Below are 21,504 nucleotides of genomic sequence, written 5' to 3'. Positions count from 1 at the left end.
CGGCAACAGTGACTTGTTTAACCGCTTCGATTTTGAATTGTTCGGGGTAACGTTTATGGCTCATGGACACCTCTTTTTTAGCTAGTTTATCTAACTAAAAGGTGTCTAGGAAATCAGTGGCGATTCAGTCAATCAAGGCTGTTCGAACTGTTATTTTTCCCTGTAGAAGCCAAATGACTATTTAAGCGGGAACACGGCTTAGTCTGCGGTCAGGGTATCTTTTATTGGGGGAGCGGTTTGTTGGTGCGGTATCTCGATGCTTTTTATTGCTGTCTATTAGAACAATCAGGATGTTCGCTGACGTATAAATTGTTTGGGGGTGACGTGCGCAATATTGTTGCACTCTCGCGTCATATGGGCTTGATCAGCAAAGCCTTGTGCCAGCGCTAGCTCTGCCAGCGACATGCAGGGCTGTGCGCGTAGCTGCTCTAATGTCTGCTTAACTCGCACGATGCGCTGATACTGTTTCGGCGTAATGCCGAGCCATTTCTGAAACAGCCGCTCGCGCTGCCGTAGGCTGAGGGTATCCGGTTGTTGATGAATAATATGACCAACAGCCTGTGGTTTGCTCTGAATGATCAACGTTCGACACCAACGATATAAGGTGGCAATTCTGGCCGCTGGTGAACGCTCGGCTTTAAGCTGCGTAAAGGTATCGAATGCAGATGCCTTAAGCGGATGATCGTCTTCAATACGCAGCGGCTTATCCATGCGCTCACCAAGCAACTGATAGCTCACAGCGGGATGAAAACGGACACCCGCCACAAGCGACCCTGGTGGCAAAACCACTTGATGTGCCAATGTATTGACCGGTTGCAACACCACTCCAGGTGTCAGCCATTCGTTATCCATCTGCACTTGCTGCTGCAAGATGAAAATGATCCCCGCCCCAGCATCGCTGAGCAACTGTTTACGCATTGCTTGTTCTGTTTCAGGCATAACAGAAACTGACCAGATAGCTTGGATCTGGTCAGCTAGAAATCCCCGCGGTTTGAAAATCTTAAAATCTATATCCAAACAGGCATTCCTTCGTGGCAATTACTTGGGTTGGTACAATCCCACTGCTGGCTTAAATACCTTTACTACACGGTTCCAACTATTAATGGCATTAATCGCCAGTGTTAAGTTCACCATAGCTTTATCACCAAAGGTATTCAAGGTGAGCTGGTAAGCTTCATCTTCCACCGGTTGACCTGCAGTTAGTTGTTCAGCTAAAGCCAAAGCTACACGTTCGGCATCACTGTAAAATGGCATGTCCTTCCAAGCACTCAGTCCCCAGATACGTTCGGGTTTCTCGCCCATTTTTAGCGCGTCTTTGCTATGCATATCAATACAGAAAGCGCATTGATTAATTTGCGACACACGTAACTTGACCAGCTCCCAGATGGTCATATTCATGGTGTCCGATTGGCGAAACTGCTCGTGGAAGTACGCTTCCTGCGTGTACAAAATGTCCATGGCCTTCGGTGCGATATTGATGTAATTGATGCGTTTTGACATAGCCTTTCTCCTCTGTTTTTTAAAGCATAAGGAAGGAGACAATCAAGATATTGAATATTTCCGACATCCTGCGACCGAAGGTGAATGTGCGGTTGTTCTCGAAATATAAAAACGCCGCCTTTGCGAGTGCGGTAGATTGGTGTGCTCAGTTCCTGTCTTGGGTGAGCATAGATAAGCGGTCCCGCTCCATATCAATGTAGATAATTTTGAACGAGTTCATCGTACTTGCCAGAGCGTTTCAATTTATCCAAGGCTTGTTGCCATTGAACAATTTCATCATCTGAGTGGTCTTTTGAAAAAGCGATATATCCGGCATTTTTTTGAACCAGAACGGGTGTTTTGCGGATTTGCTTGTAGGTGAGATGTGCCTCAACCATCAGGGTATTGACCAAGGAGTCACTGATTGGAACCAAATCTATCCGCCCCATTGCCAGCATCTGTAAGCAAGCGACCCAACTATTGTTTGCAAAAATGTTTTTAAAGCCTAGCGCAAGCAAGTTCTCATGTTGAGAGGTTCCGCGAAGAACGCAGATCCCAGATACATTTTTAGCTTGATCAAAATCGGTGACGGGCTTTGATTGATTAACTGATTCATAGAAATAGACATTATCAACTTGGAGTGGGCCTACCCACTTATACAGTGCCTCTCTTTTTTCGGTTCTTGCGATATTAAATAACGCTTTTCTTTTCTTTTTAAGCGCTAGCTGACCTCGTGCGAATGGCACTATTTGGAATTGAACCTGGTGATCTACAAGAAGCATCATTTCACGAACAAGCTCCACATTGAATGCTCGCCTGCCACCATGCTTTAGACCGCGCAATTCACCATGTTCGTCAATATAAACCTTGCCTTCGACACTATGGGTCAGAAATTCGGTAGTTTCAGCCAGCGCGTTATTGTAGAAAGTGATGGTTAAAACAAGGAAGACGTAGCATAACCAATTGAAATTACGTATCATCTCCCTGTTCTCCCGTCGTGCCTACACTTAAGGAGCTGCATTTTTCACTGTAGCTCTAAATCGTCCGTCGATAAATCCATATTTAATTAACATTATAGTATAGGGTAGTCACGCTTCCTACGATACAACAATCAACAAGAAGCTAACTCTATCTAGCCGTGCTATATCAGTTTTTTGCGTCTTATATGAGTGCTGGGGGATCCCCTCATAATTCAGGCAATGCGGTAACGTGAACTCTCCGGATGTAATAAGTTATTGCCCATCGAATTTCAGAGATTGCAACGGGGTAATTCTGCCGTCGTTTTCTAACTTCTCTACCTAGTCTTATTAGTGATAGGACCGGACGGTTCCGGATAGTATTAGCCTGAAAGTCGCGCTGCCAATTATGCTTATGCGCAATTATTCCAATAAGCCTTAGTAGCCATTCGGCAAGCATTGCAATGAGCAACAGGATATCGAACCGTTTAGGGCAACGTGTTCTGCTGTGACGCAATCCTAGTCCATATTGTGGGCTTTTAATATCGCGGAAGCTTTCTTCTATTTGCATTCGCTTGGCGTAGAGATTGACGAGTTTCTTTGATGTCAGCGATTCTGCGGGGATATTCGTTGCGAGTAGCCAGGGCTCTTTACTGCTGTCACGATAATTTTGTTGTGCATTGTGATGACGCCCTGCTTTGGAGGAACGCTGGTCTTTACGTCCTTTGAATTTAGCTTTAAACAGGTGTAAACAGGCTTTAATGGGGCTTTTCCGACCCAGGTCACCCATTCCGAGATAACGTGCTCTGGCGTTGGCAGAAGGATAAAAGGACTTGTTGCTACGCCATTTGGACTGACCATGTTCACGAAAGCCGACTTCACCACGGACACGTCCAAGCCAGAACCACCCAAGTTTTTCAACTTCACGAAACCAAGTGTTGCGATAGCCCGCATCGGTGATTATTAGAGGACAACATCGCTCAGGCAATATGGCAGCCAATTCTCGTAGAAAGGGATTGTGACTGACCGGGGAATTGTATTGAGAAAATGGAAATACCCGCTCATAGAGGATGACTGAACGCCCTTCAAAGCTCACAGAAGCACGCAAGGTTTGATGGCGCATCTGTTCTCTTACATCAGACCAATCAATAAGAATTATCGGCATCGGATTCGCCCCGCAGAGCAGTTGGGCATGCCACCGATAAATATCGAGTCTTTCGTTGTGCAACGCGCGATTACCAAGCAATCGGTCGATACGTTTAATGTTGTGCTTAGCCGCAACGGGTCCAGTGATATTTCGGCCCAGTTCGGTAAGAGAAAGTTGCTGTCCATCAAGCAACGATTGCACAGCCAACATCAGAGAGGAAAGTCGTTTATGATGCAAATTAGCGCATTGATTTTTAAGCAAATCATGTAAGATAGAGATATCACGCATGGTGTATTGTTCTGGTATGTTTTTGGCGAGATGAATTAGATCAAATTGCACCATGCGTGTCTATATCATTGAATATGCTTTAATTTATGAGGGGATTCGTTAGATATGAGTGTTAAACCGTCTCAGACCAGATGATGTAAATATACGTTAAACCACTATGAAATCATTTTTTTACTTATTTTTTCTGTATGAAATTTCAGTTATCGGATGATTTTTGCTAAATCACTGCCATTAATTGTAAAATACTGCCTTAACTTTATGATGCCAGAGAATAAAACGCTGCAGTGGTAGCCAATTTAGCAGTGGCTGGTATCTACTTTTTTGTTTACTACCAGAAGCATAGAGAACTGATTGATGAGTGATTTACCAAATTGCCCGAGTTGTGATTCCAGCTATACCTATGAGGATGGCAGCACTCTAGTTTGCCCGGAGTGTGGTCATGAATGGATAGTGGGAGAGGTGATTGAGCAGGATGATGGACTGGTAGTCAAGGATGCCAATGGTGCGTTGTTGACGGATGGCGATACCGTTACTGTGATTAAAGACTTGAAAGTGAAAGGCAGCTCATTGGTGGTAAAAGTGGGCACTAAGGTGAAAAATATCCGTTTAGTTGAAGGTGACCATAATATCGATTGTAAGATTGATGGCATTGGCGCGATGCAACTTAAATCGGAGTTTGTCAAAAAAGCCTGATGCCCTTTTTGGGTGGCGCAAGTTGTGATATAGGCAAAAATGCTATTGGGGTGGAGCTGGCCCGCACTGGCCTGCTGTCTTCACCTGATTTGCGCGCGGGAGCGAGATGGTAACATGACAGGCGCTTGTGGTAATTCTTGCCCATCCATCTGGCTCCCGATACATCAGCCTAATTGCCGATAACGGTTAACGTTATTCAGACAGCAGTTCGTCTGTCAGTCGGCGGTTTTCATCCACCAGTTTTTTATGCTGGTTTCTTAGCTCGACATAGTCGGCGTTACCGGGCTCGGCTAAATGTTCCTCTTCCAGCATATGAATGCGATTGGCAATACTTCTGATCTGGGCACTATTGGCGTCAATTTTAAGTTGTATTTCCGCTGCGAGCATAAATCCTCCTTTCAATCCTAATCGTCCAGTCTTCTAAGCATAGACGACTTTGCCTCTGGATTACGTTTGATTGATAAAGCGTTTTTGTTTCAGAGAGATATATTACATATCAGCGACGTTTTCTGCCGCTGAGACTACACTTAGAGAGTATCAGCCACACTTGGATAAAGGGTTATTCAGGTTATGTTGTGGGGTTTTTAAATGTGGCTGGTCAGGATGAATCGAAGAGGGACTGCCTTGACACACCATGAAAATCACCGTTCCCATCGCATTGGTTGGTTGCGAGCATCAGTACTTGGGGCCAACGATGGCATTGTTTCAACCAGCAGTCTGATCATTGGCGTGGCTGCGGCCAATACCACCACAAGTGAAATTATGCTGGCGGGGTTAGCTGGACTAGTGGCTGGTGCCATGTCGATGGCAGCGGGGGAATATGTGTCGGTAAGCTCACAGTCGGATACCGAGAATGCGGACCTAGCGCTTGAGCGACAATCACTGGCCGAAGATATTGAATCTGAGAAACAGGAACTGGCAAAGATCTATGAAAAGCGCGGGGTGACCCCTAAGTTGGCCTATCAGGTGGCGGAACAGTTAATGCAACATGATGCGCTGGGGGCTCATGCTCGGGATGAAATAGGCATTACCGAAGACAGCAAGGCGCAACCGATCCAGGCGGCACTGTCATCGGCCGCCACTTTTACTGTCGGGGCTATGCTGCCCTTATTGGTTGCTTGGCTTGCGCCATTGACGCAACTCATTACGCTGGTGGCGCTCGCTTCGCTTGTGTTTTTAGCGCTGCTTGGCAGTATAGCCGCAGTGACTGGCGGCGCGCCGATCGGGCGGGCCTGTGCCCGAGTCACCTTTTGGGGGGCCATGGCAATGCTATTAACTGCTGTCGTGGGGCACTGGTTTGGGGTGACGGTATAAGGCATGGGTAACCCGCCGTCAATGTTGGTGGTGTTAGTTTGCCTGCACAAAGGCGGCGCCATGTTTACCCTGTTTTTTAATCTGGTACATGGCTTGATCCGCTAAGTTGTAGAGTAAGTTGAACTCAGTGTAAGGCGTGGTGAACTGGCAGACCCCGATGCTGAAACCTATGTTGGCGACACCATTTTCTAGGGGGATGGCGTGTTTGCCCCACTCCAATAAGGTTTCGACGAAGGTATTGAGGGTTTGCCGTGATGTTTGATGCGACAGTAATACAAATTCATCGCCCCCCATGCGTGCCACCAAGGTATTGTCTGGGGCTATCTCGCTGAGTCTTCTGGCAACCTGAATTAGCAGTGCATCACCGGATCTGTGACCTAACTGATCATTTACCGCTTTAAAATCATCCAGATCGATAAAAATCAGTGCTGCATTTTGAGGGGCGTCTGCCTGATTCAGCGCATGAAATTCCTGCTCTAACTTGGCGCGATTGAGTACCCCTGTCAGTGGGTCGCTACTGGCAAGTTTTGCCAGCTCTAGTTCATAGCGTTTTTCCTGAGTGATGTCGATATGTGTGCCCATCATCCGCAACGGCTGCCCTTGCGAGTCAAACTCGACAACGCGTCCCCGGTCAGATACCCAGCTATGACTGCCATTTTTATGCAGCATACGGTGAACTACTTGATAGGAGCTGGTTTTACCAGACAGGTGATCTTCCAGCGCACCGACGACTTCCTGATAATCATCTGGATGTAACTTGCTTTTCCAGATATCAACGGTTGCTTCCAGTTCCTGCGAGTTATAGCCCAGCATCTGGCCCCATTCCATATTGAAAATCGTCAGCTTGCCGGTTGGCACATGTTGTTCCCACAAGCACAATCCAGTGCCATCTAGAGCCGCATTTAGCTTCTCTTCAAGGCGTTTGTTTTCGCGTTGCAAGCGCCGATTTTCCTCTATCAGCTGCTCAAGCTTTCGTTGATGCTCGTTCATAAATCGGGCTTACGGATTGCTCTTGTGGTGAACTGTTAAGACTATACCTTAGCAATGCAGGCTAAGACAGTGAGATATATAACTGCGGTATGCCATCAATAACCACTCGCATCAGTATCTGAAGTCCTCCTACTTGCTCAAAATTAACGCGATTAACACCTGTAGTCGTGATTTATGTTAGCTAAATGCATTCGCAATATTTACAAATGAAAATTATTATCGTTATTATTCGCTGCAATTCAGTTCTCAAATGTTAACAGAAGGCACTGTTGGCATTGAGATGCATATCATTAACGCATTTAAGCGTCATCTCACGTGTTCTCAGGATTGTAATGAATTGACTGAAGATGGACGCCAATGGAGAGTTTATTGAATGGTTAATAAGGGTGCTTTTCATGTTGCAGTGCTGCCATTGGCAATTATGCTAGGGTTAAGTCAGCAGGTCTTGGCTGAAGATGTGTCAGCCGATATTGAACACATAGAAGTTACTAGCCTGCGTCAACCTTTTCGTGGTGATTTGCCACTTAAATCACAACCTCAAAGCATCGAAACTTTGTCCTTTGAGCAGTTGAGCGATGCGGGCGTGACTAGCTTCATGGACGCTATCGATCTTTCTGCTTCTATCAACCGCCAGAACAATTTTGGTGGTGTCTGGGATAACTTTGCCGTCCGAGGTTTTGTTGGCGATGAAAATGTGCCATCTGGCTACTTGGTCAACGGGTTCAATGCCGGTCGAGGTTTTGCTGGTACTCGCGATACTTCTAATATTGAAAGCATTGAAATTATGAAAGGCCCAGGCTCTGCGTTATACGGTCGTTCTGAGCCTGGTGGTACAATTAATATCATTACCAAAAAACCGAAATTTGAGCAGGAAGGTTATTTGCAAGCATCTGCCGGGCGTTGGGACAATTATCGTCTAGAAGGTGATTATACCAATGCGCTTACAAACTCCTTGGCTTTCAGAATCAATGGTGCTTATGAGGATAAAGGGAGTTTTCGGAACCCGGTGGATTCAGAAAAGCGGGTATTAACGCCGTCAGTATTATGGTTGATCAATGATGACACCCGTCTTAACTATGAGCTGGAGTATATCGATCAAAAAGCCCCGTTTGATCGCGGTATTGTGGCGGTTGGCGGCGATCCAGAAGTCTTGCCTGTGACACGTTTTCTTGGTGAAAAAAGCGACGGTGCAATGCAGATTGACGTATTAGCACATCAACTGTCACTTGAGCATGATATGGGCAAATGGCATGTGCTGGGCGGGCTGAGTTACCGTGATACGGGGTTTAAAGGCTATGCTAGTGATCCAGAACTGGTCAGTAACAGGCAGTTGCTGTACACCGACGGCAAAACGTTAAGCCGGCAGCATAATTATCGGGATTTCTCATCAACTGATTTTTCAGGTCGTTTGGAACTTAGCGGTAGCATGAACACCGCTGATTTTACTCATCATCTGTTGTTGGGTATCGATGGTTACCATTTCCACTTCGATAAGTATTGGGAACGTTTTCGTCCGACCGCCGGCGATGCCACCTACAGCATCAACATTTATAATCCAGTTTATGGACAAGTCGCGCCTGCTGGTACTGTGCTGTACGATCAGACGGAAACACAGGATAGTTACGGCTTTTACGTGCAAGACCAGTTGGACTTAACCACGCAATGGAAAGTCCTTTTGGGGGGCCGTTATGACAGCTTTGAGCAGGCTATCGTTAAGCACAATACCCAGACCGACACCGAACAGCGTCAGAATATATTCAGTCCTCGTGTCGGATTAGTCTACGAGTGGCAATCTTGGATAAGCTTTTATGGCAGCTATTCTGAAGGATTTCGTCCTAACACCGGGGCTGACTATCAAGGCGTCGCGTTTAAACCGGAAGAAAGCAAATCCTATGAAATGGGAACCAAATTTGATACGGCACTTATTTCTGGCTCCATTGCGCTGTTCCGTGCAGAAAAAAGTAATGTGTTAACCGCAGATCCGATCAACTCAGGATTTTCTGCGACGTTGGGAGAGGCCGAAAGTCAGGGCATTGAAATTGAGTTGGCTGGCAATTTGACGGAACACACCCGCGTGTGGCTGTCTTATGCTTACACCGACGCTAAAACGGCCAACGATGTGATTAATGCTGACTGGGGAGTCACTATTCCCAAAGGCAGCCGCCTGATCAATATTCCGAAACACAGTGGCAATCTGACCTTAAAACATGATACCGAGTTGTTTGGTAAAGACACCGCTGTTGGTGCTTCAGTGCAATACGTGGGGTCACGGCTTGGAGAAACCATAGATCCAAGCTATGTCCTGCCAGCTTATACTCTGGTTAATCTGTTTGGCACCTATGCTGTGTCTGACGCATTATCCGTGCAGTTAAACGTGACCAATTTGTTTGATGAGGCTTACTACCCCAGTTCTTACTCAGCAATCTGGACGATGCCGGGAGAACCTCGTAGTTACAAGGTTAGTGTGCGTTACAGTTTCTAAGAAAGATTTTTATCTCAGGTGCCAGTGAATGCTGGCATCCTCTTTTTGCGTCCCGGCTCAGCTGTTGTGCCTTTGCTTGGTTAAAATAACGCCAACAGATATTCACGATTTTTATTGGATATCGCAACTGAGTTTGGCCAACGTTTGGGATTACTGGAATGCAAAAATTCAGGGTGTGCTGATTGTCTCTCCATCAACAGCTTTTCTAAATATTTCTCGATGACCGGTTGGCGACTAGGGTGGATGGTGGTGCTGGATGGTGCCTTTTATGCTTGGGCAGATTGCTCTGCCTGGATGACAGCATGGAGGCTAGATTCTAGTTGAGAGTTCACCTTTGAACTGATGCAGAGCCGTCATGTGGTGGTATTATCCGGAAAGGATTTTGGCCGTGCCGACATTGTCAGATTTGTGCGTTTTTCTACTGCCAATTCGATGAAAAATTTGCAAAATGCGATTCAACGATTAGCACTGATTCAGCCAGTGTAACGCGGCTGCCTGCGGTTATCCGTCTGACTCCGCCCAAGCTGATGTGGGTAAGCGGATTGAGGGGCGATGTTGAAGACGCTAGCAGCGAATAAAACTCAGTTGCTTTGGCTGCAGCGATGCGCCGGTAATCATCAACATTTTGCATAATTGAGCGCTCCAATGTGCCAGCGTTAAAGGCGATTTCTTCATAGCGTTGAAACAGATAAGGGGCGGCGATAAGTGTGAATTCAGGATGAAAACTAAAAGGTGGAATGGCTCCGGCAACACCGCTGGTAAACTGCTGCATCTCTGCGGGCTTGCCAATGAGGCCTTAAGTGCGTCCAATGCCGTAGCTAATGTTGCCAGCTCGGCCTGACAATACGGCTAATACGTGTTGTCTCACCCCATTACCTTTGAGATGGCAGAGCAGTGCTTTAGCGCATTGCCCCAACGCGGTGCTGCGGGTTGCAGCTACCTGCTCACATTTTCCCGTAGTGGTGTGTCCTAGCTCGCTAAAACGGGCATTAGCCTGCTGTAATGTTTGCTGTACTTGCTGAAAATATTCTGTGTCACTAATGTCTTAGAAGGGATGCACTGCCACGAATTTCGCTTCCGTCCAGTATTTCCCCAGACATTGGCCATCCTACAAATATTGCTGTAACCACTGCTTAAACTGCCCTTTGGGCAATGCGCCAGAGATGCGGGCGATTTCACGGCCATGATGGTATACCGCCAGTGTCGGAATAGAGCGGATCTGCAAGCGGCCAGCCGTCATCTGATTGTCTTGCGTATCGAGTTTGACAAAGGTCGCTTGCGTCGCCATTTCAGCAGCAACATCACTGAATACCGGCGCAAACTGACGGCATGGACCACACCAGGGTGCCCAGAAATCGACCACGACTGGCAGGTCGTTTTTGTCGATAAAACGCTGAAAGTTTTGGTCAGTAGCCATTATCGGATGTGCGCTGATAAGTAGATTACGGCATTTGCCACACAGTGGCTGAGCGCTAAGTTTGTCGGCAGGAATACGATTAATTACCCCACAATGTGGGCATACCAGTTGAACGGCGGTTGTTTGACTCATGACAGCTCCAAAACACGCTTGAAATAGATACTATGAAATATATGAGATTTTTTGCATGTATTTTCAAGGGCGCTAACAGCAGAATAGGTGATTATTTTTCGACAGAGTTGTTATTTGTGATGTAAAAGGAAAAATTTATATTAACTATGGTTTGAAAAGAAAATTCTTTCTTACATTGAATCACTTGAATGAAATTTTTATCATAGGGTTCATTATCCACTTTGGAATAACACGATGGAACTTGATAAAACAGATAAAACGTTGCTGCAACTGCTACAACAGGATGCCACCTTGTCGTTGAATGCATTGGCAGAAGCGGTAAATCTGACCAGCACACCGTGCTGGAAACGCCTAAAACGCCTAGAAGATGCCGGGGTGATTAACAAGCGTGTGGTGTTACTACATCCAGAAAAGATTGGCCTAGAGCTGACAGCGTTTGTGATGGTGAAGATCAACGATCATTCCCACGAATGGTATGTGCGTTTTGTCAACGCCGTCACCGACTTTCCTGAAGTGATGGAATTCTATCGTATGGCCGGTGAATATGATTACATGATGAAAGTTCAGGTGGCGGATATGAAAAGCTTTGACGAGTTTTATAAAAAACTCGTCAACAGTGTCGCGGGGATCTCGAAAGTGACATCAACGTTTGCCATGGAATCGCTGAAATACACCACAGCGCTACCGTTATAGGTTACAACGCTTTTTGTACCATGATATCGAGGATCTGCTGGTCAGTATGGCTCATGGCACCGTTAGCCAATGCTGACAGATTACGAATGGAGCTATCAACATCATCGGCGACTATACCTTCCTGACCGGTGACATGGATATTATCAATTGCCATTAAGCTGGACTTCACTGCGGAACCTGCGGAGGACGATACTTTCATGGCACAGGCATTTTTAGCGCCATCGCAGATCACGCCCGCCACATCACCAATCATACTGCTGACGGCATAGCTGATCTGTTGATAATCGCCACCCAGTAGATAGGTGATCCCGGCAGCCGAACCCATTGCGGCGGTGGTCACGGCACATAATGCAGATAGTTTATGTTGGTGCTGCTTAATGTAAATTGCCAGTAGATGCGACAACATCAACGCCCGCAATAACTGTTCGTGGGACGATTGCAGATATTCAGCTGCCACCACTACTGGCATCGTCGCAGCAATGCCTTGGTTGCCAGAGCCAGAATTGCTCATAGCGGGTAACATAGCGCCACCCATACGCGCATCTGACGCCGCAGCAGAACGGCTGATCACATCGGTGAGTAGACCACCACTGAGCAAGCCGCGGGCCACATGGCGTTGCAATGTCGCCCCCACTTGCAAACCGTAGTCGGCGCTGAGTCCTTCCTGTGATAGTGCTTCATTGAGTTGTTTCGCCCGTTCAATAAATGCTAGTCGCTGCAGTGGCACTTCGGTAATGAATTGATAGATATCCTGCACCGTTGTTTGTGATGGCAACTTGGGCATATTGCTGTCGGGCGCAGTGCTACTTGGCTGTTGTTGTCGGAAGGTGGTGATCCCGTTTTCTTCAATGGCTACCACGTTGGTGTGGGTATCTGCGATAGTGACGCGGACCCAGCGCTGCTGGGCAAACAGCGTCACCTTGGCAAATAATGCGCGCGATGTATCTGCGACAGTTATTTTCACTTTACCTTTCTCTATCAACGTTTTAGCAGTATTTACTTTAGCATCGTTGAGGGTGTGAAACACTTCCAGTCCGGCATCGGCATCACCGCCGATGGCACCAGCGGCCGCCGCAATTGCCAGCCCTGTCATACCCGTGCCTGGCACTCGTACACCCATGCCATTTTTCATCAGGTTGGGTGATACTTCGGCTTGAATCGATTCTGGAGCCTCTTGCAATTTGCTGCGGGCAATGGCGGCGGCCAGCCCAACTGCAACCGGTTCTGTACAACCCAACGCCGGGATCACTTCGGCCTTAACCGTATTGATAAACAGGTCCCATAAATCAGTATGCATTCTTACCGCTCTCGTTAAATTGGATGCCACCAAGATAGCGGGATTACTGGAGAATAGCCTTGCTATTTATGGGCCGTAAATGGTTATTTGGGGAAAATATTTCTTCATGTTGTGTTATTAGTAAAATTTTATTCTTACATTTCCGTCTGTTCTGATGTGGATTGCGTTTTCACTACGCTAAATTTCAAAAGTGTTAGCTGCCGCGGCATGACTGAGGAAATTTCCGGCAAAACCTTTACCTATATCAATTCTCCAGATGCGGTAACTGCGTAGACTGATACTGCTTCTGTAGAAGCAATTTATGTGTCCGTGAGAGTTAGTTCCTCTTTTGCACTGGCGCCTCTGTTCATTAATCTCGGATGACAGCACGGTATATCTGCCCCTTCCTTATTGGTGGCAGCATTCGTCAGCAACAGCAGAGCACGCCGGACCAACCCAATGGCAAACCAACGGTTAATCGATGGCTGGCGGGGTATTGGTCTGATTGGTCGAGCGAACTGCACTTTATTTTGCTGCTTTCTGCACGGCTCCCCATCCCAGTTAATTCAATTTTGCCAAGTGTACGCCGCAAGCTTATTGGTATTGCGGTTCCCCAAACTGACGGTGAAGCGTTGCATTGAGTTAGGGGACTATTGGTGGCGCAAAAACAACAACTGGAGTGTGGCATGAGCGAAAATTATCGACAGATGTGGACTGAACTTGGCCTCGACCTCAAGGCTCATGATGCCTTGTTAGGCGTATTGTCTGAGGCATATCAGAATATCTTCATGGCGCAGGACAACCGTCCAGAAGCCATGAGTTACTTTGATTTTGTGATGAGCGAAGTTCACGGCTTGCGTATTAAAGAGCTGCTGGATGAAAAAGCCGCCGGACGCAAGATCATTGGCTCTTACTGTGTATTTGTGCCAGAAGAGATTGCGCTAGCGGCCAACGCCACCTTGATTGGCCTATGCACTGGTGCTGATTTTGCCACCGAAGAAGTGGAAAAATACCTGCCACGCAATACCTGTGCCCTGATTAAATCTGCCTTTGGTTTTAAACTCGGGCGGGTGTGCCCATACCTGGAAACTACCGACATGGTGGTGGGGGAGAACACCTGTGACGGCAAAAAGAAAGCCTACGAGTCCTTCAAAGATATTATTAATAATCTGTATGTGATGGATCTACCGCAGGTGAAGTCAGCTAACGGTAAAGCGTTACTTAAGGCTGAATATGTCAGGTTTAAAGAAGCCGCAGAACAACTGACGGGGGTGCAGGTGACTGCCGAGTCACTGCAGGCTGCTATCAAGTTAGTGAATGCCAAGCGGGCAGCAATGCTGCGCTTATATCAGCTGCGAGCGGCAGATCCTGCGCCCATATCAGGACTTGATGCCTTGTTGGCAAATCAGGTGTTTTTCTATGATAACCCAGAACGTTTCACTGCATCGGTGAACAAAATCTGTGATGAGCTGGAACAGCGTATCAAAGATAATACGGGGGCTTTCCCTGCAAAGATGCCACGGATTTTGGTCTCTGGCTGTCCACAAGCTATGCCGAACTGGAAACTGCCCGCCATTATCGAAACTTCGGGGGCCGTCATTGTGGGCGAAGAGTCCTGTGTGGGAGAACGCGGGGTCCGTAATCTGGTGGATGAATCTGGCACTAGTGTTGACGAAATGCTGGACGCTATTGTTGAGCGTTATTTCAAAGTGGACTGCGCCATCTTCACGCCCAACTGTGACCGTTTGCAGCATATTGAGCAGATGGCGAAGGCCTACAACGCTGACGGCGTTATTCACTATGGTTTACAGTTCTGTACTCCGTATCTGATGGAGTCCATGCCAGTGCAAAAAGCCTTGGAACAGAAGAATATTCCCTGTTTGCGCATTGAAACGGACTACAGCATGGAAGATATGGGGCAACTTAAAACCCGCGTCGAAGCCTTTATTGAACAGCTGAAATAGTGGGAGGGCCTGTGCGCGGTTTCGCCGGAATTGATATCGGATCTCGCTCAATAGAGTTGGTGGTGGTGGACGACGCTGGTCAGGTGCAGCAACGTTTGCAGGCTGACACAGGTTTTGATCCTATGGCTGAAGCTAAACGGATGTTGGCGCAGGTGGAGTATCAGCAGATTATGGCAACGGGTTATGGTCGTAATCTGTTTGAGATCTCGTTTGATGCCACCACGGTGACAGAGATAAAAGCCCATGCGCGCGGAGCCAGAGCCTGTTTCCCAACAGCAGAAACAGTATTGGATATTGGCGGTCAGGACAGTAAGGCAATTGCGTTGTTTGCCACTGGCAAAGTGATAAAGTTCGAGATGAATGATCGCTGCGCCGCTGGCACCGGAAAATTTTTGGAGATAATGGCGAAAGCACTGGGCTTCAGTTTAGCTGAATTCAGCGAACAAGCGCTGGCGGCAACGAGTGATATCAATATTTCCAGCATGTGTACGGTATTTGCGGAGTCAGAGGTCACCTCGCTAATTGGTCGGGGACAGGATCGTCAGGCGATTGCCAGAGGCTTGCATCAGAGTGTGGTCAGGCGGGTAAAAACCATGCTCAACCGGGTCTCAACCGACGGTGATATTGTGTTCACCGGTGGCGTTGCGAATAACGCCTGCATGGTACAGTTTCTGGAAGAAACGTTGCAACGTCAGGTATTGGTGCCACCACAGCCACAGTTCATCGGTGCCTATGGCGCAGCATTGTTAGCTGCTGGGCTTGATTAACGTCACTATTGGCTAGTGAGCTGAAGCATTGTGAGCCAAAGATTGCGGTCTCAATGCGAGACCGCATTCATACTCATTTTGCTGCCGTTCCCATCGCCCACGGTAATAGTTCATCAACAATGTGTTGATTGGCGGGCACGGCGATCCCTAAACTTTTTGCCATATCTACGACGGCTCCGCTCAGCCAAGGCAGTTCCAGTCGTTTGCCACGATCCAGGTCGATTTTCATCGAGGAAGGCATATCTTCTGGTAGGGTATCCGTGAACAGTAATCGCTGTTCGGCAAATTCTGGATGAAAGGCAATGCCTTTGGCCTGAGCCACATTGACGACTTCCTGCATAGCGGTGAGCAGCAATTGTCGCTTTTCTTTGTCGCTACGGATGGGGCCTATGGTGGTGCGAAACAGCGTAGTGGTACCGGAAAAGCCCACCAGAAATACAAACTTTTCCCAGATCCGCAGTGTAATGTCGTCGCTAAGTTCTGTGTCAATACCCGCCAACTGGCAACTGTGCTGGAAAGCTTCACACCGGGCCGAAGTCGCTCGGCCGTATTCACCGAACGCCAATTTTTGCAACTTACCGCCGTGATGGATGACCCCAGGCTCGGCGATAGAGGCAGCAATATAACTGACGCCGCCGATGATGTTTTGCGCAGGAATATAGCGCTTTAACATGTCATCTTTCTGAACGCCGTTCTGCAGTGACAATACTGCGGCATCTCCGTTGACTAGCGGCTGCAGCTGCGCCGCAACATCCTCGGTGTCCCACAACTTTACCGCCACTATGTAGAGATCTGCGGCTCCGGCCTTAGCGGGATGATCCACCGCTTTAACCTCGGGTAACCACACATCGCCCAACGGACTGTTAATTTTCAATCCTTGCTGTTGCATCGCTTTGAGGTGCGCGCCACGGGCGACAAAGGTGACATCTTCGCCTGCTGCTGCAAGTCGACCACCAAAGTAACCACCCACTCCACCAGCACCAATGACTGTGATTTTCATCGCTATCCTTCCTCATTACTCAGGGCATCCAAGAGACATGCTATGGTGACACTATACCCGGAAACTTTCTACTTGCTTGCTAAGTTTTTGATATAATTCTGAAAGATGATTTGATTGCTGCTGTACCTGCGCCGACATGGTGCGCACGCTGTCGGTTTGTTCTTTCAGTGATACCAGATTTTGGTTGATATGGTTGGCAACGGTAAACTGTTCTTCGGTAGCTTGCGCAGTTTGCTCTGCCATGCCTTGTACATCATCGAACGACGACTTCAGTGTATTAAAAATACGGATCACTTCGCTGAAGTTTTCAACGGTATTGTCGGCATTGCCACGGCTGTTGTGAATGGCTTGAGATGATTGCTGCACACTGCGGCGTAAGCGCTCAATCATAGATTCAATCTCGTCGGTACTGGCTTGGGTACGCGTGGCGAGCACCCGTACCTCATCTGAAACGACCGCAAACCCTCGGCCCTGTTCTCCGGCTCTGGCAGCTTCGATTGCGGCATTGAGCGCCAACAAATTAGTTTGTTCGGCGATTTTGCGGATCACTTCCAATACTGACGCAATGGCGTCGGAACTCTGCTCTAATTCGGCGGCACTTCGCTGTGCCGTTTCAATGTCGCTTACCAATGCTTCAATGGCGTTATTGGCCTGATTGACCACGCTGATACCTTCATTAGTCAACTGACTGGAGTTGTTGGACTCAGCCGCCGTGCCTTTGGCAAGCTCGGCCATTTGCTGGTTCGACATACTCATTTCACTGCTGGCGCTGACAATGGAGTCGGACGCATTTACCAATGCAGATGTGATATTGCCTGCTTGATCTGCCACCTGATTCATCAGCTGCGTGGTATCACCCAACGCGGCCGATTGGCTCTGGATATTGAGGATGATATTGCGCAGGTGTTCAACAAAACCGTCAAACTCCTTAGCGAGATCGCCTAATTCATCTTTAGCACTGGAATTGATACGTTGGGTTAGGTCGCCATCACCTTCGGCAATTTCCCGGATTCGCTGGGTCATGTCGTTAACATTTTGAGTTAGCCGCAACGGCACAAAATAGCCGAACAGCAAGGCGATAATAAAAGCAATGCCGATAATTACCATGGCAATTCTCTGATAACTATCGATGGTCTTTTTGACTTCTTCTTTGGCGGTACGGGCGTGTTGCCGTATCGCTTCGCCAGCTTCATCCAGTACCTGGCGGATATCTGCAAAACTGACATCGGCAGCCTTCTGTTCACTGCTCAGTTGTTGCTGCTGTTGGTGGGTGCTGTTCATCAATTGGCGGCAACCTTTCAGCCAGTTCGCCAGTAGCAGGTCGAACTTTTCGTAAGGTGCCGCGAGCTGCGGTTCGCGGATTAGGTAGCTGCGATAGTTGTGAAAACGCTGTAGGACTTGCGCCGCATTCTCTTCGAAATCCTGTTTATTTTCGCTGGATACGCCAGTGCCGTTAATGAATTTCAATAACGCCAAGCGTGCTTGATAAATATCGCGATCGGCATTGAGTACCTCGGAGATAGCTTCTACGTATAGGTTCAAATCTTGCTGCTGTTGTACTTGGGGATCGCGAGTATGTTGTCTGAGGCCATCTCCGGCGTCGTTGAGCATATCTCTGATGGACTGAAACTGTTGCTCCAGTTGCTGCAGACCGTCACTTTGTTCAATCTGTACTTGGCCGGATTGGATAAGCGTTTTACTAGCCGCTAACCATTTGTCGTAGAGGCTATCAAACCGCTGAAACGGGTTAATGATCTCTGGTTCATCAGCAAGATATTCGCGAAATTTATTAAAACGGTCATGTACTTGCTGGGCATTTTCGTTAAAGTCGTTGAGGTTATCTTCAATTTTCCCCTCACCGTGCAGCAATTTTTCTCTGGCAATGCGTGCCTGGTATAAGTCCCGGTCGGCATTTAACACTACCGATACCGCTTCGAAATAGTGCTCAGCCTGCTTGCGGATGGCTTCGTTTTGCACCTTGGTCATCAACAGCATAAAGCCGAAGAGTCCCACCAGAATCACTGCCAGAAATGCAATCGGCAATATTACTTTAAATCTGATTGAATGAATGCGCATCATGGCCTACTGATATCCATATCCAAGTTAAACGTCCGTTTAGCAGTCTAGGAAAAGTTCAGCAATCTTGCCAACTTATCCACTTATTTGTTGGTGTGAGTTGAGAATGGTCGTCGCACATTAGCTATTTGCCGGAATATGATAGATATGCGCGGCAAGGTCGTTTTAACCGATAATTGTGCTGGTGGCTGACAGATTTACGGCGCAGTAGCGGTTACCATGTGACAGGTATTAACAGCTTGATGGATGCGAAATATGGCATGTGAAGAGTGTTTTGGCACCATTTTCAGGCGCAAGCTCGGGCGTTGCACCGCCTGTATGTGGCAATTAGCGCTGTTGTCAGCCATCTGCTGGCCATTATGGTACTGGTTGTATCACACTACGCCGCGCACGGTGAATTCTATCGCGTTACTGTTTTTCTGCGGTGCTTTCTCTGGGCTATTGCTACTGCATTTGTTGGTGTTAACTTACCGTCGGCTGCGTGGCCGACGCTAAATGTCTAAGGTTGTCGCCAGCCTGCGCTGTTGCTTAAAGGGGCGCAAGGCCCCATTGCTAAACTATTTGATAGGCAGATAGATATCGGTCAGCAGCTCACATTCGTCCACTTCATGGATAAAATTTATCCAGTGGAAGAAACAGGGAAAGTCACGTAACTCCTCACCACTGTCCGGGAGCCATTCTCGATACAGCTGATAGACGGTATTTGCTATGGTGTCATGACTGCCATAGTGGCGCGCTACGGCACAGCGACCGCCAGGAATGACCCCAGCAATAACGCCAAACTCATTGTCTGGTATCGCCGATGCTTTAATTGTGCCGCAGATATCCATCCGGAAATCTTCAGGTGCCACAGTATTGGGGTCGCTGTAAGGAATGCCAAAGGTTTCGCTTGAAGCAATAGGTGATAAGCCCGTTTGTTTGCGCCAAGCAATAAACTTGGCGGCACTGTCCAGTACTTGTTGCGGCGCACCACAGTGTTGCACATACGCGATATGCTTCGCGGGAAAATCTACAATTCTTACGTTCAAAATCATTTCCTCTCTAGGGATGGAGGGTAACTGCAACACACTATGCCAGTGCTGCCAGTTAGGTTGGTTCCTGAATTGGGAGGGAGTCTGCACAAAGCTGCTTTTAAACGCGCGGGTAAAGGCTTCACTACTACTGAAGCCTGCTTCCAATGCAATATCAATAATCTTGTGGTGTTCAAATGCCAGCCGGAATGATGCGCGCCGCAATTTAGCCAACTGCATGTAGCGCGTCGTGCTCAATCCCATAAACGCCATAAACACTCGGTGAAAATGAAATCTGGAACAGGCGGCAATATCGCTCAGTAGTTCTGCGGTTAGCTCATCATCCAGATGCTGCTGAATATATTCACATACCCGCAGGATGCTTTGTTGATGTCGTTCGCTGAGTACTTTCATACGGTTTCCCTTTTCAGAAACTGCGGCAAGTTTGCCAGTTGCCTGAAAGCAATGCCTGATTGATATTGCGCATTTACCCAAGCTGTAGTCGAACGCATCGCATCCCCAAATGAAAAAAGGACAATCGACAGCGCAAAGTTAATCCTGTTGTGGTTAAATAGTTAATTCGTTTCATATGGTTAACATTTTATGCCAGCTGAACCATTGTTAACATGTTCGGCGTAACAACAGGCGCAGGGATTAAGCCCCGCGAGAAAAAAAGGAAGTGGTAATGGCGATTCAATATAGTACTCCTGCAAATTTTAGCGTGGCTAAACTGGTGCCACTGTTGGTGATCATTTTGCTGGTCGTTATAGGTTTTGGCAGTTGGTTTACGGTGGATCAGGGGGAGCGCGGGGTACACTTGCGCAATGGTAAAGTAATCGGCACCGCCGAGCCTGGTATGGGCTTCAAGCTGCCGATGTTTGATAAAATAGTAAAGATTTCCACCCAGACTCACACCGTTAGCTACCCCAAATTACAGGCGTATAGTCGTGATCAGCAACCGGCGACCATCCGCGTGTCTGTTACATTCCGCGTGCCGGAAGATAAAGTGACAGAGGTGTATGCCGAATTTAAAAGCATCGACGGCATGGTTGACCGATTAGTGGACCGCCAGGTGCCGACTCAGATTGAGAATATCTTTGGTCAGTACACTGCCATTTCTGCCGTACAGGAGCGTGTTAAATTTGTCATGGATATCAACCAGGCGTTGAAAAACTCCGTGCATGGGCCAATCGATATTACCTCAGTACAAGTTGAAAATATCGATTTTTCAAATGCATATGAAAAATCAGTAGAAGATCGCATGCGGGCTGAAGTGGAAGTTCAGACCCAGAAACAGAATCTGGAAAAAGAGCGGGTAAGTGCCCAGATTGCTGTCACTAAAGCCCAGGCCGAAGCGGATTCACAACTGGCGCGCGCTAAAGCAGAGGCCGAAGCCATTCGCATCAAAGGGGAGGCGGAAGCGTCTGCCATCAAGAGTCGCGCCGATGCGTTGGCAAAAAATAAAGATCTGATTGAACTGACAAAAGCTGAAAAATGGGACGGCAAGTTACCGAGCACCATGTTGCCCAACAGCACCCTGCCATTTTTTGAAACGAATAAGTAAGATGATGCACGTCGGAGGCAGACTATGCTGCACGTCGGAGGCAGACTATGCAGTCTCCGGCGAGTGTCCCCGCGTTAAATCGCAACGGCTGCTTCATATTCCACGAGTTTACTTTATCTGGCTTTTCCCTCCTGATTTTATCTGCCCGTGCCCCGCTCAGTGTTGGGTTGCAGGTCATTTGGTGATCCTGATGGTTTATGTTAGGGTGAAAAAAGCAGCAGTTATGGATGTTTTTCGTCAAGTCTGCCCGCCATTC

The 21,504-nt window shown here is 47.7% G+C and carries 22 protein-coding genes; 10 read left to right on the top strand and 12 right to left on the bottom strand.

Features of this window, described 5'->3' with window-relative positions:
• Positions 1 to 285: 285 nt before the first annotated feature.
• From J3L11_RS15295 to J3L11_RS15280, 4 genes are all read right to left on the bottom strand, one after another.
• The gene (locus tag J3L11_RS15295; protein ID WP_207571576.1) at positions 286 to 1,017 is read right to left on the bottom strand and encodes a helix-turn-helix domain-containing protein; all 732 of its coding nucleotides are present in this window, start codon (positions 1,015 to 1,017) and stop codon (positions 286 to 288) included.
• A gap of 21 nt (positions 1,018 to 1,038) precedes the next feature.
• Positions 1,039 to 1,500: a carboxymuconolactone decarboxylase family protein gene (locus J3L11_RS15290; RefSeq protein ID WP_133039300.1), complete on the bottom strand. Its 462-nt coding sequence runs from the start codon at positions 1,498 to 1,500 to the stop codon at positions 1,039 to 1,041.
• 191 nt (positions 1,501 to 1,691) lie between these two features.
• The gene (locus tag J3L11_RS15285; RefSeq protein ID WP_207571575.1) at positions 1,692 to 2,459 is read right to left on the bottom strand and encodes a transporter substrate-binding domain-containing protein; all 768 of its coding nucleotides are present in this window, start codon (positions 2,457 to 2,459) and stop codon (positions 1,692 to 1,694) included.
• 205 nt (positions 2,460 to 2,664) lie between these two features.
• Positions 2,665 to 3,870, bottom strand: a complete 1,206-nt coding sequence (locus tag J3L11_RS15280; RefSeq protein WP_207571578.1) for an IS4 family transposase — start codon at positions 3,868 to 3,870, stop codon at positions 2,665 to 2,667.
• A gap of 354 nt (positions 3,871 to 4,224) precedes the next feature.
• On the opposite strand from J3L11_RS15280, the gene J3L11_RS15275 reads away from it, so the two are divergent.
• On the top strand, positions 4,225 to 4,563 hold the full coding sequence (locus J3L11_RS15275; RefSeq protein ID WP_207571574.1) for a zinc ribbon domain-containing protein YjdM: 339 nt from the start codon (positions 4,225 to 4,227) through the stop codon (positions 4,561 to 4,563).
• A 192-nt stretch (positions 4,564 to 4,755) separates the two neighbouring features.
• Here J3L11_RS15275 and J3L11_RS15270 read toward each other — a convergent pair whose 3' ends face one another.
• Positions 4,756 to 4,950: a hypothetical protein gene (locus J3L11_RS15270; protein WP_207571573.1), complete on the bottom strand. Its 195-nt coding sequence runs from the start codon at positions 4,948 to 4,950 to the stop codon at positions 4,756 to 4,758.
• Between the two features lie 237 nt (positions 4,951 to 5,187).
• Here J3L11_RS15270 and J3L11_RS15265 point away from each other — a divergent pair, with 237 nt between their 5' ends.
• The gene (locus J3L11_RS15265) at positions 5,188 to 5,877 is read left to right on the top strand and encodes a VIT family protein (RefSeq protein ID WP_133039296.1); all 690 of its coding nucleotides are present in this window, start codon (positions 5,188 to 5,190) and stop codon (positions 5,875 to 5,877) included.
• A gap of 33 nt (positions 5,878 to 5,910) precedes the next feature.
• Here J3L11_RS15265 and J3L11_RS15260 read toward each other — a convergent pair whose 3' ends face one another.
• A complete protein-coding gene (locus J3L11_RS15260) occupies positions 5,911 to 6,867 on the bottom strand; it encodes a sensor domain-containing diguanylate cyclase (RefSeq protein WP_207571572.1) in 957 nt (318 codons plus the stop codon).
• 373 nt (positions 6,868 to 7,240) lie between these two features.
• Between J3L11_RS15260 and J3L11_RS15255 the strand changes: the two genes are divergently transcribed.
• Complete coding sequence (locus J3L11_RS15255) at positions 7,241 to 9,349, top strand: TonB-dependent siderophore receptor (protein WP_207571571.1); 2,109 nt, start codon at positions 7,241 to 7,243, stop codon at positions 9,347 to 9,349.
• 114 nt (positions 9,350 to 9,463) lie between these two features.
• Positions 9,464 to 9,673, top strand: coding sequence for an aminotransferase class I/II-fold pyridoxal phosphate-dependent enzyme (locus tag J3L11_RS19680; RefSeq protein ID WP_341540362.1), 210 nt, complete (start codon positions 9,464 to 9,466; stop codon positions 9,671 to 9,673).
• A gap of 94 nt (positions 9,674 to 9,767) precedes the next feature.
• Here the strand turns inward: J3L11_RS19680 and J3L11_RS15250 are convergent, their stop codons facing one another.
• Complete coding sequence (locus tag J3L11_RS15250) at positions 9,768 to 10,121, bottom strand: hypothetical protein (protein ID WP_207571570.1); 354 nt, start codon at positions 10,119 to 10,121, stop codon at positions 9,768 to 9,770.
• A gap of 336 nt (positions 10,122 to 10,457) precedes the next feature.
• The gene (gene trxC / locus J3L11_RS15245) at positions 10,458 to 10,898 is read right to left on the bottom strand and encodes a thioredoxin TrxC (RefSeq protein ID WP_189617822.1); all 441 of its coding nucleotides are present in this window, start codon (positions 10,896 to 10,898) and stop codon (positions 10,458 to 10,460) included.
• A 234-nt stretch (positions 10,899 to 11,132) separates the two neighbouring features.
• Between trxC and J3L11_RS15240 the strand changes: the two genes are divergently transcribed.
• Positions 11,133 to 11,591, top strand: coding sequence for an Lrp/AsnC family transcriptional regulator (locus tag J3L11_RS15240; RefSeq protein WP_133039292.1), 459 nt, complete (start codon positions 11,133 to 11,135; stop codon positions 11,589 to 11,591).
• Position 11,592: 1 nt separating this feature from the next.
• On the opposite strand, the gene J3L11_RS15235 is transcribed toward J3L11_RS15240, so the two are convergent.
• Positions 11,593 to 12,888 (bottom strand): L-serine ammonia-lyase, iron-sulfur-dependent, subunit alpha, encoded by a 1,296-nt coding sequence (locus tag J3L11_RS15235; RefSeq protein WP_207571569.1) that lies wholly within the window; start codon positions 12,886 to 12,888, stop codon positions 11,593 to 11,595.
• Positions 12,889 to 13,247: 359 nt separating this feature from the next.
• Here J3L11_RS15235 and J3L11_RS15230 point away from each other — a divergent pair, with 359 nt between their 5' ends.
• Genes J3L11_RS15230 through J3L11_RS15220 form a run of 3 tightly spaced genes read left to right on the top strand, consistent with a single transcriptional unit; the run spans position 13,248 to position 15,598 of the window.
• Positions 13,248 to 13,508 (top strand): hypothetical protein, encoded by a 261-nt coding sequence (locus tag J3L11_RS15230; RefSeq protein WP_207571568.1) that lies wholly within the window; start codon positions 13,248 to 13,250, stop codon positions 13,506 to 13,508.
• 45 nt (positions 13,509 to 13,553) lie between these two features.
• Complete coding sequence (locus J3L11_RS15225) at positions 13,554 to 14,831, top strand: double-cubane-cluster-containing anaerobic reductase (RefSeq protein ID WP_133039289.1); 1,278 nt, start codon at positions 13,554 to 13,556, stop codon at positions 14,829 to 14,831.
• Positions 14,832 to 14,842: 11 nt separating this feature from the next.
• Positions 14,843 to 15,598 (top strand): acyl-CoA dehydratase activase, encoded by a 756-nt coding sequence (locus J3L11_RS15220; protein ID WP_207571567.1) that lies wholly within the window; start codon positions 14,843 to 14,845, stop codon positions 15,596 to 15,598.
• Positions 15,599 to 15,671: 73 nt separating this feature from the next.
• Here the strand turns inward: J3L11_RS15220 and J3L11_RS15215 are convergent, their stop codons facing one another.
• Both J3L11_RS15215 and J3L11_RS15210 read right to left on the bottom strand, forming a co-directional pair.
• The gene (locus J3L11_RS15215) at positions 15,672 to 16,598 is read right to left on the bottom strand and encodes a 2-dehydropantoate 2-reductase (protein WP_207571566.1); all 927 of its coding nucleotides are present in this window, start codon (positions 16,596 to 16,598) and stop codon (positions 15,672 to 15,674) included.
• A 51-nt stretch (positions 16,599 to 16,649) separates the two neighbouring features.
• Complete coding sequence (locus J3L11_RS15210) at positions 16,650 to 18,677, bottom strand: methyl-accepting chemotaxis protein (protein WP_242695280.1); 2,028 nt, start codon at positions 18,675 to 18,677, stop codon at positions 16,650 to 16,652.
• Between the two features lie 252 nt (positions 18,678 to 18,929).
• On the opposite strand from J3L11_RS15210, the gene J3L11_RS15205 reads away from it, so the two are divergent.
• Positions 18,930 to 19,169, top strand: a complete 240-nt coding sequence (locus tag J3L11_RS15205) for a DUF3624 domain-containing protein (RefSeq protein ID WP_133039286.1) — start codon at positions 18,930 to 18,932, stop codon at positions 19,167 to 19,169.
• Positions 19,170 to 19,231: 62 nt separating this feature from the next.
• Here the strand turns inward: J3L11_RS15205 and J3L11_RS15200 are convergent, their stop codons facing one another.
• Positions 19,232 to 20,098, bottom strand: a complete 867-nt coding sequence (locus J3L11_RS15200) for an AraC family transcriptional regulator (protein ID WP_207571565.1) — start codon at positions 20,096 to 20,098, stop codon at positions 19,232 to 19,234.
• Positions 20,099 to 20,369: 271 nt separating this feature from the next.
• On the opposite strand from J3L11_RS15200, the gene J3L11_RS15195 reads away from it, so the two are divergent.
• Positions 20,370 to 21,248, top strand: coding sequence for a prohibitin family protein (locus J3L11_RS15195; protein WP_189617830.1), 879 nt, complete (start codon positions 20,370 to 20,372; stop codon positions 21,246 to 21,248).
• The last annotated feature ends 256 nt before the right edge of the window (positions 21,249 to 21,504 follow it).

It is taken from the genome of Shewanella sp. 4t3-1-2LB (genome assembly GCF_017368415.1).
Classification (GTDB): Bacteria; Pseudomonadota; Gammaproteobacteria; order Enterobacterales; family Shewanellaceae; genus Shewanella; species Shewanella fodinae.
This window is presented reverse-complemented; position numbering and strand designations above follow the sequence as displayed.

Coding starts and splice junctions, on each gene's coding strand:
- J3L11_RS15210 (WP_242695280.1), bottom strand. CDS start 18,677: ATGATGCGCATTCATTCAATCAGATTTAAAGTAATATTGCCGATTGCA.
- J3L11_RS15235 (WP_207571569.1), bottom strand. CDS start 12,888: ATGCATACTGATTTATGGGACCTGTTTATCAATACGGTTAAGGCCGAA.
- J3L11_RS15280 (WP_207571578.1), bottom strand. CDS start 3,870: ATGCGTGATATCTCTATCTTACATGATTTGCTTAAAAATCAATGCGCT.
- J3L11_RS15290 (WP_133039300.1), bottom strand. CDS start 1,500: ATGTCAAAACGCATCAATTACATCAATATCGCACCGAAGGCCATGGAC.
- J3L11_RS15205 (WP_133039286.1), top strand. CDS start 18,930: ATGGCATGTGAAGAGTGTTTTGGCACCATTTTCAGGCGCAAGCTCGGG.
- J3L11_RS15250 (WP_207571570.1), bottom strand. CDS start 10,121: ATGCAGCAGTTTACCAGCGGTGTTGCCGGAGCCATTCCACCTTTTAGT.
- J3L11_RS15260 (WP_207571572.1), bottom strand. CDS start 6,867: ATGAACGAGCATCAACGAAAGCTTGAGCAGCTGATAGAGGAAAATCGG.
- J3L11_RS15240 (WP_133039292.1), top strand. CDS start 11,133: ATGGAACTTGATAAAACAGATAAAACGTTGCTGCAACTGCTACAACAG.
- J3L11_RS15285 (WP_207571575.1), bottom strand. CDS start 2,459: ATGATACGTAATTTCAATTGGTTATGCTACGTCTTCCTTGTTTTAACC.
- J3L11_RS15270 (WP_207571573.1), bottom strand. CDS start 4,950: ATGCTCGCAGCGGAAATACAACTTAAAATTGACGCCAATAGTGCCCAG.
- J3L11_RS15215 (WP_207571566.1), bottom strand. CDS start 16,598: ATGAAAATCACAGTCATTGGTGCTGGTGGAGTGGGTGGTTACTTTGGT.
- J3L11_RS15230 (WP_207571568.1), top strand. CDS start 13,248: ATGACAGCACGGTATATCTGCCCCTTCCTTATTGGTGGCAGCATTCGT.
- J3L11_RS15255 (WP_207571571.1), top strand. CDS start 7,241: ATGGTTAATAAGGGTGCTTTTCATGTTGCAGTGCTGCCATTGGCAATT.
- trxC (WP_189617822.1), bottom strand. CDS start 10,898: ATGAGTCAAACAACCGCCGTTCAACTGGTATGCCCACATTGTGGGGTA.
- J3L11_RS15195 (WP_189617830.1), top strand. CDS start 20,370: ATGGCGATTCAATATAGTACTCCTGCAAATTTTAGCGTGGCTAAACTG.
- J3L11_RS15200 (WP_207571565.1), bottom strand. CDS start 20,098: ATGAAAGTACTCAGCGAACGACATCAACAAAGCATCCTGCGGGTATGT.
- J3L11_RS15275 (WP_207571574.1), top strand. CDS start 4,225: ATGAGTGATTTACCAAATTGCCCGAGTTGTGATTCCAGCTATACCTAT.
- J3L11_RS15225 (WP_133039289.1), top strand. CDS start 13,554: ATGAGCGAAAATTATCGACAGATGTGGACTGAACTTGGCCTCGACCTC.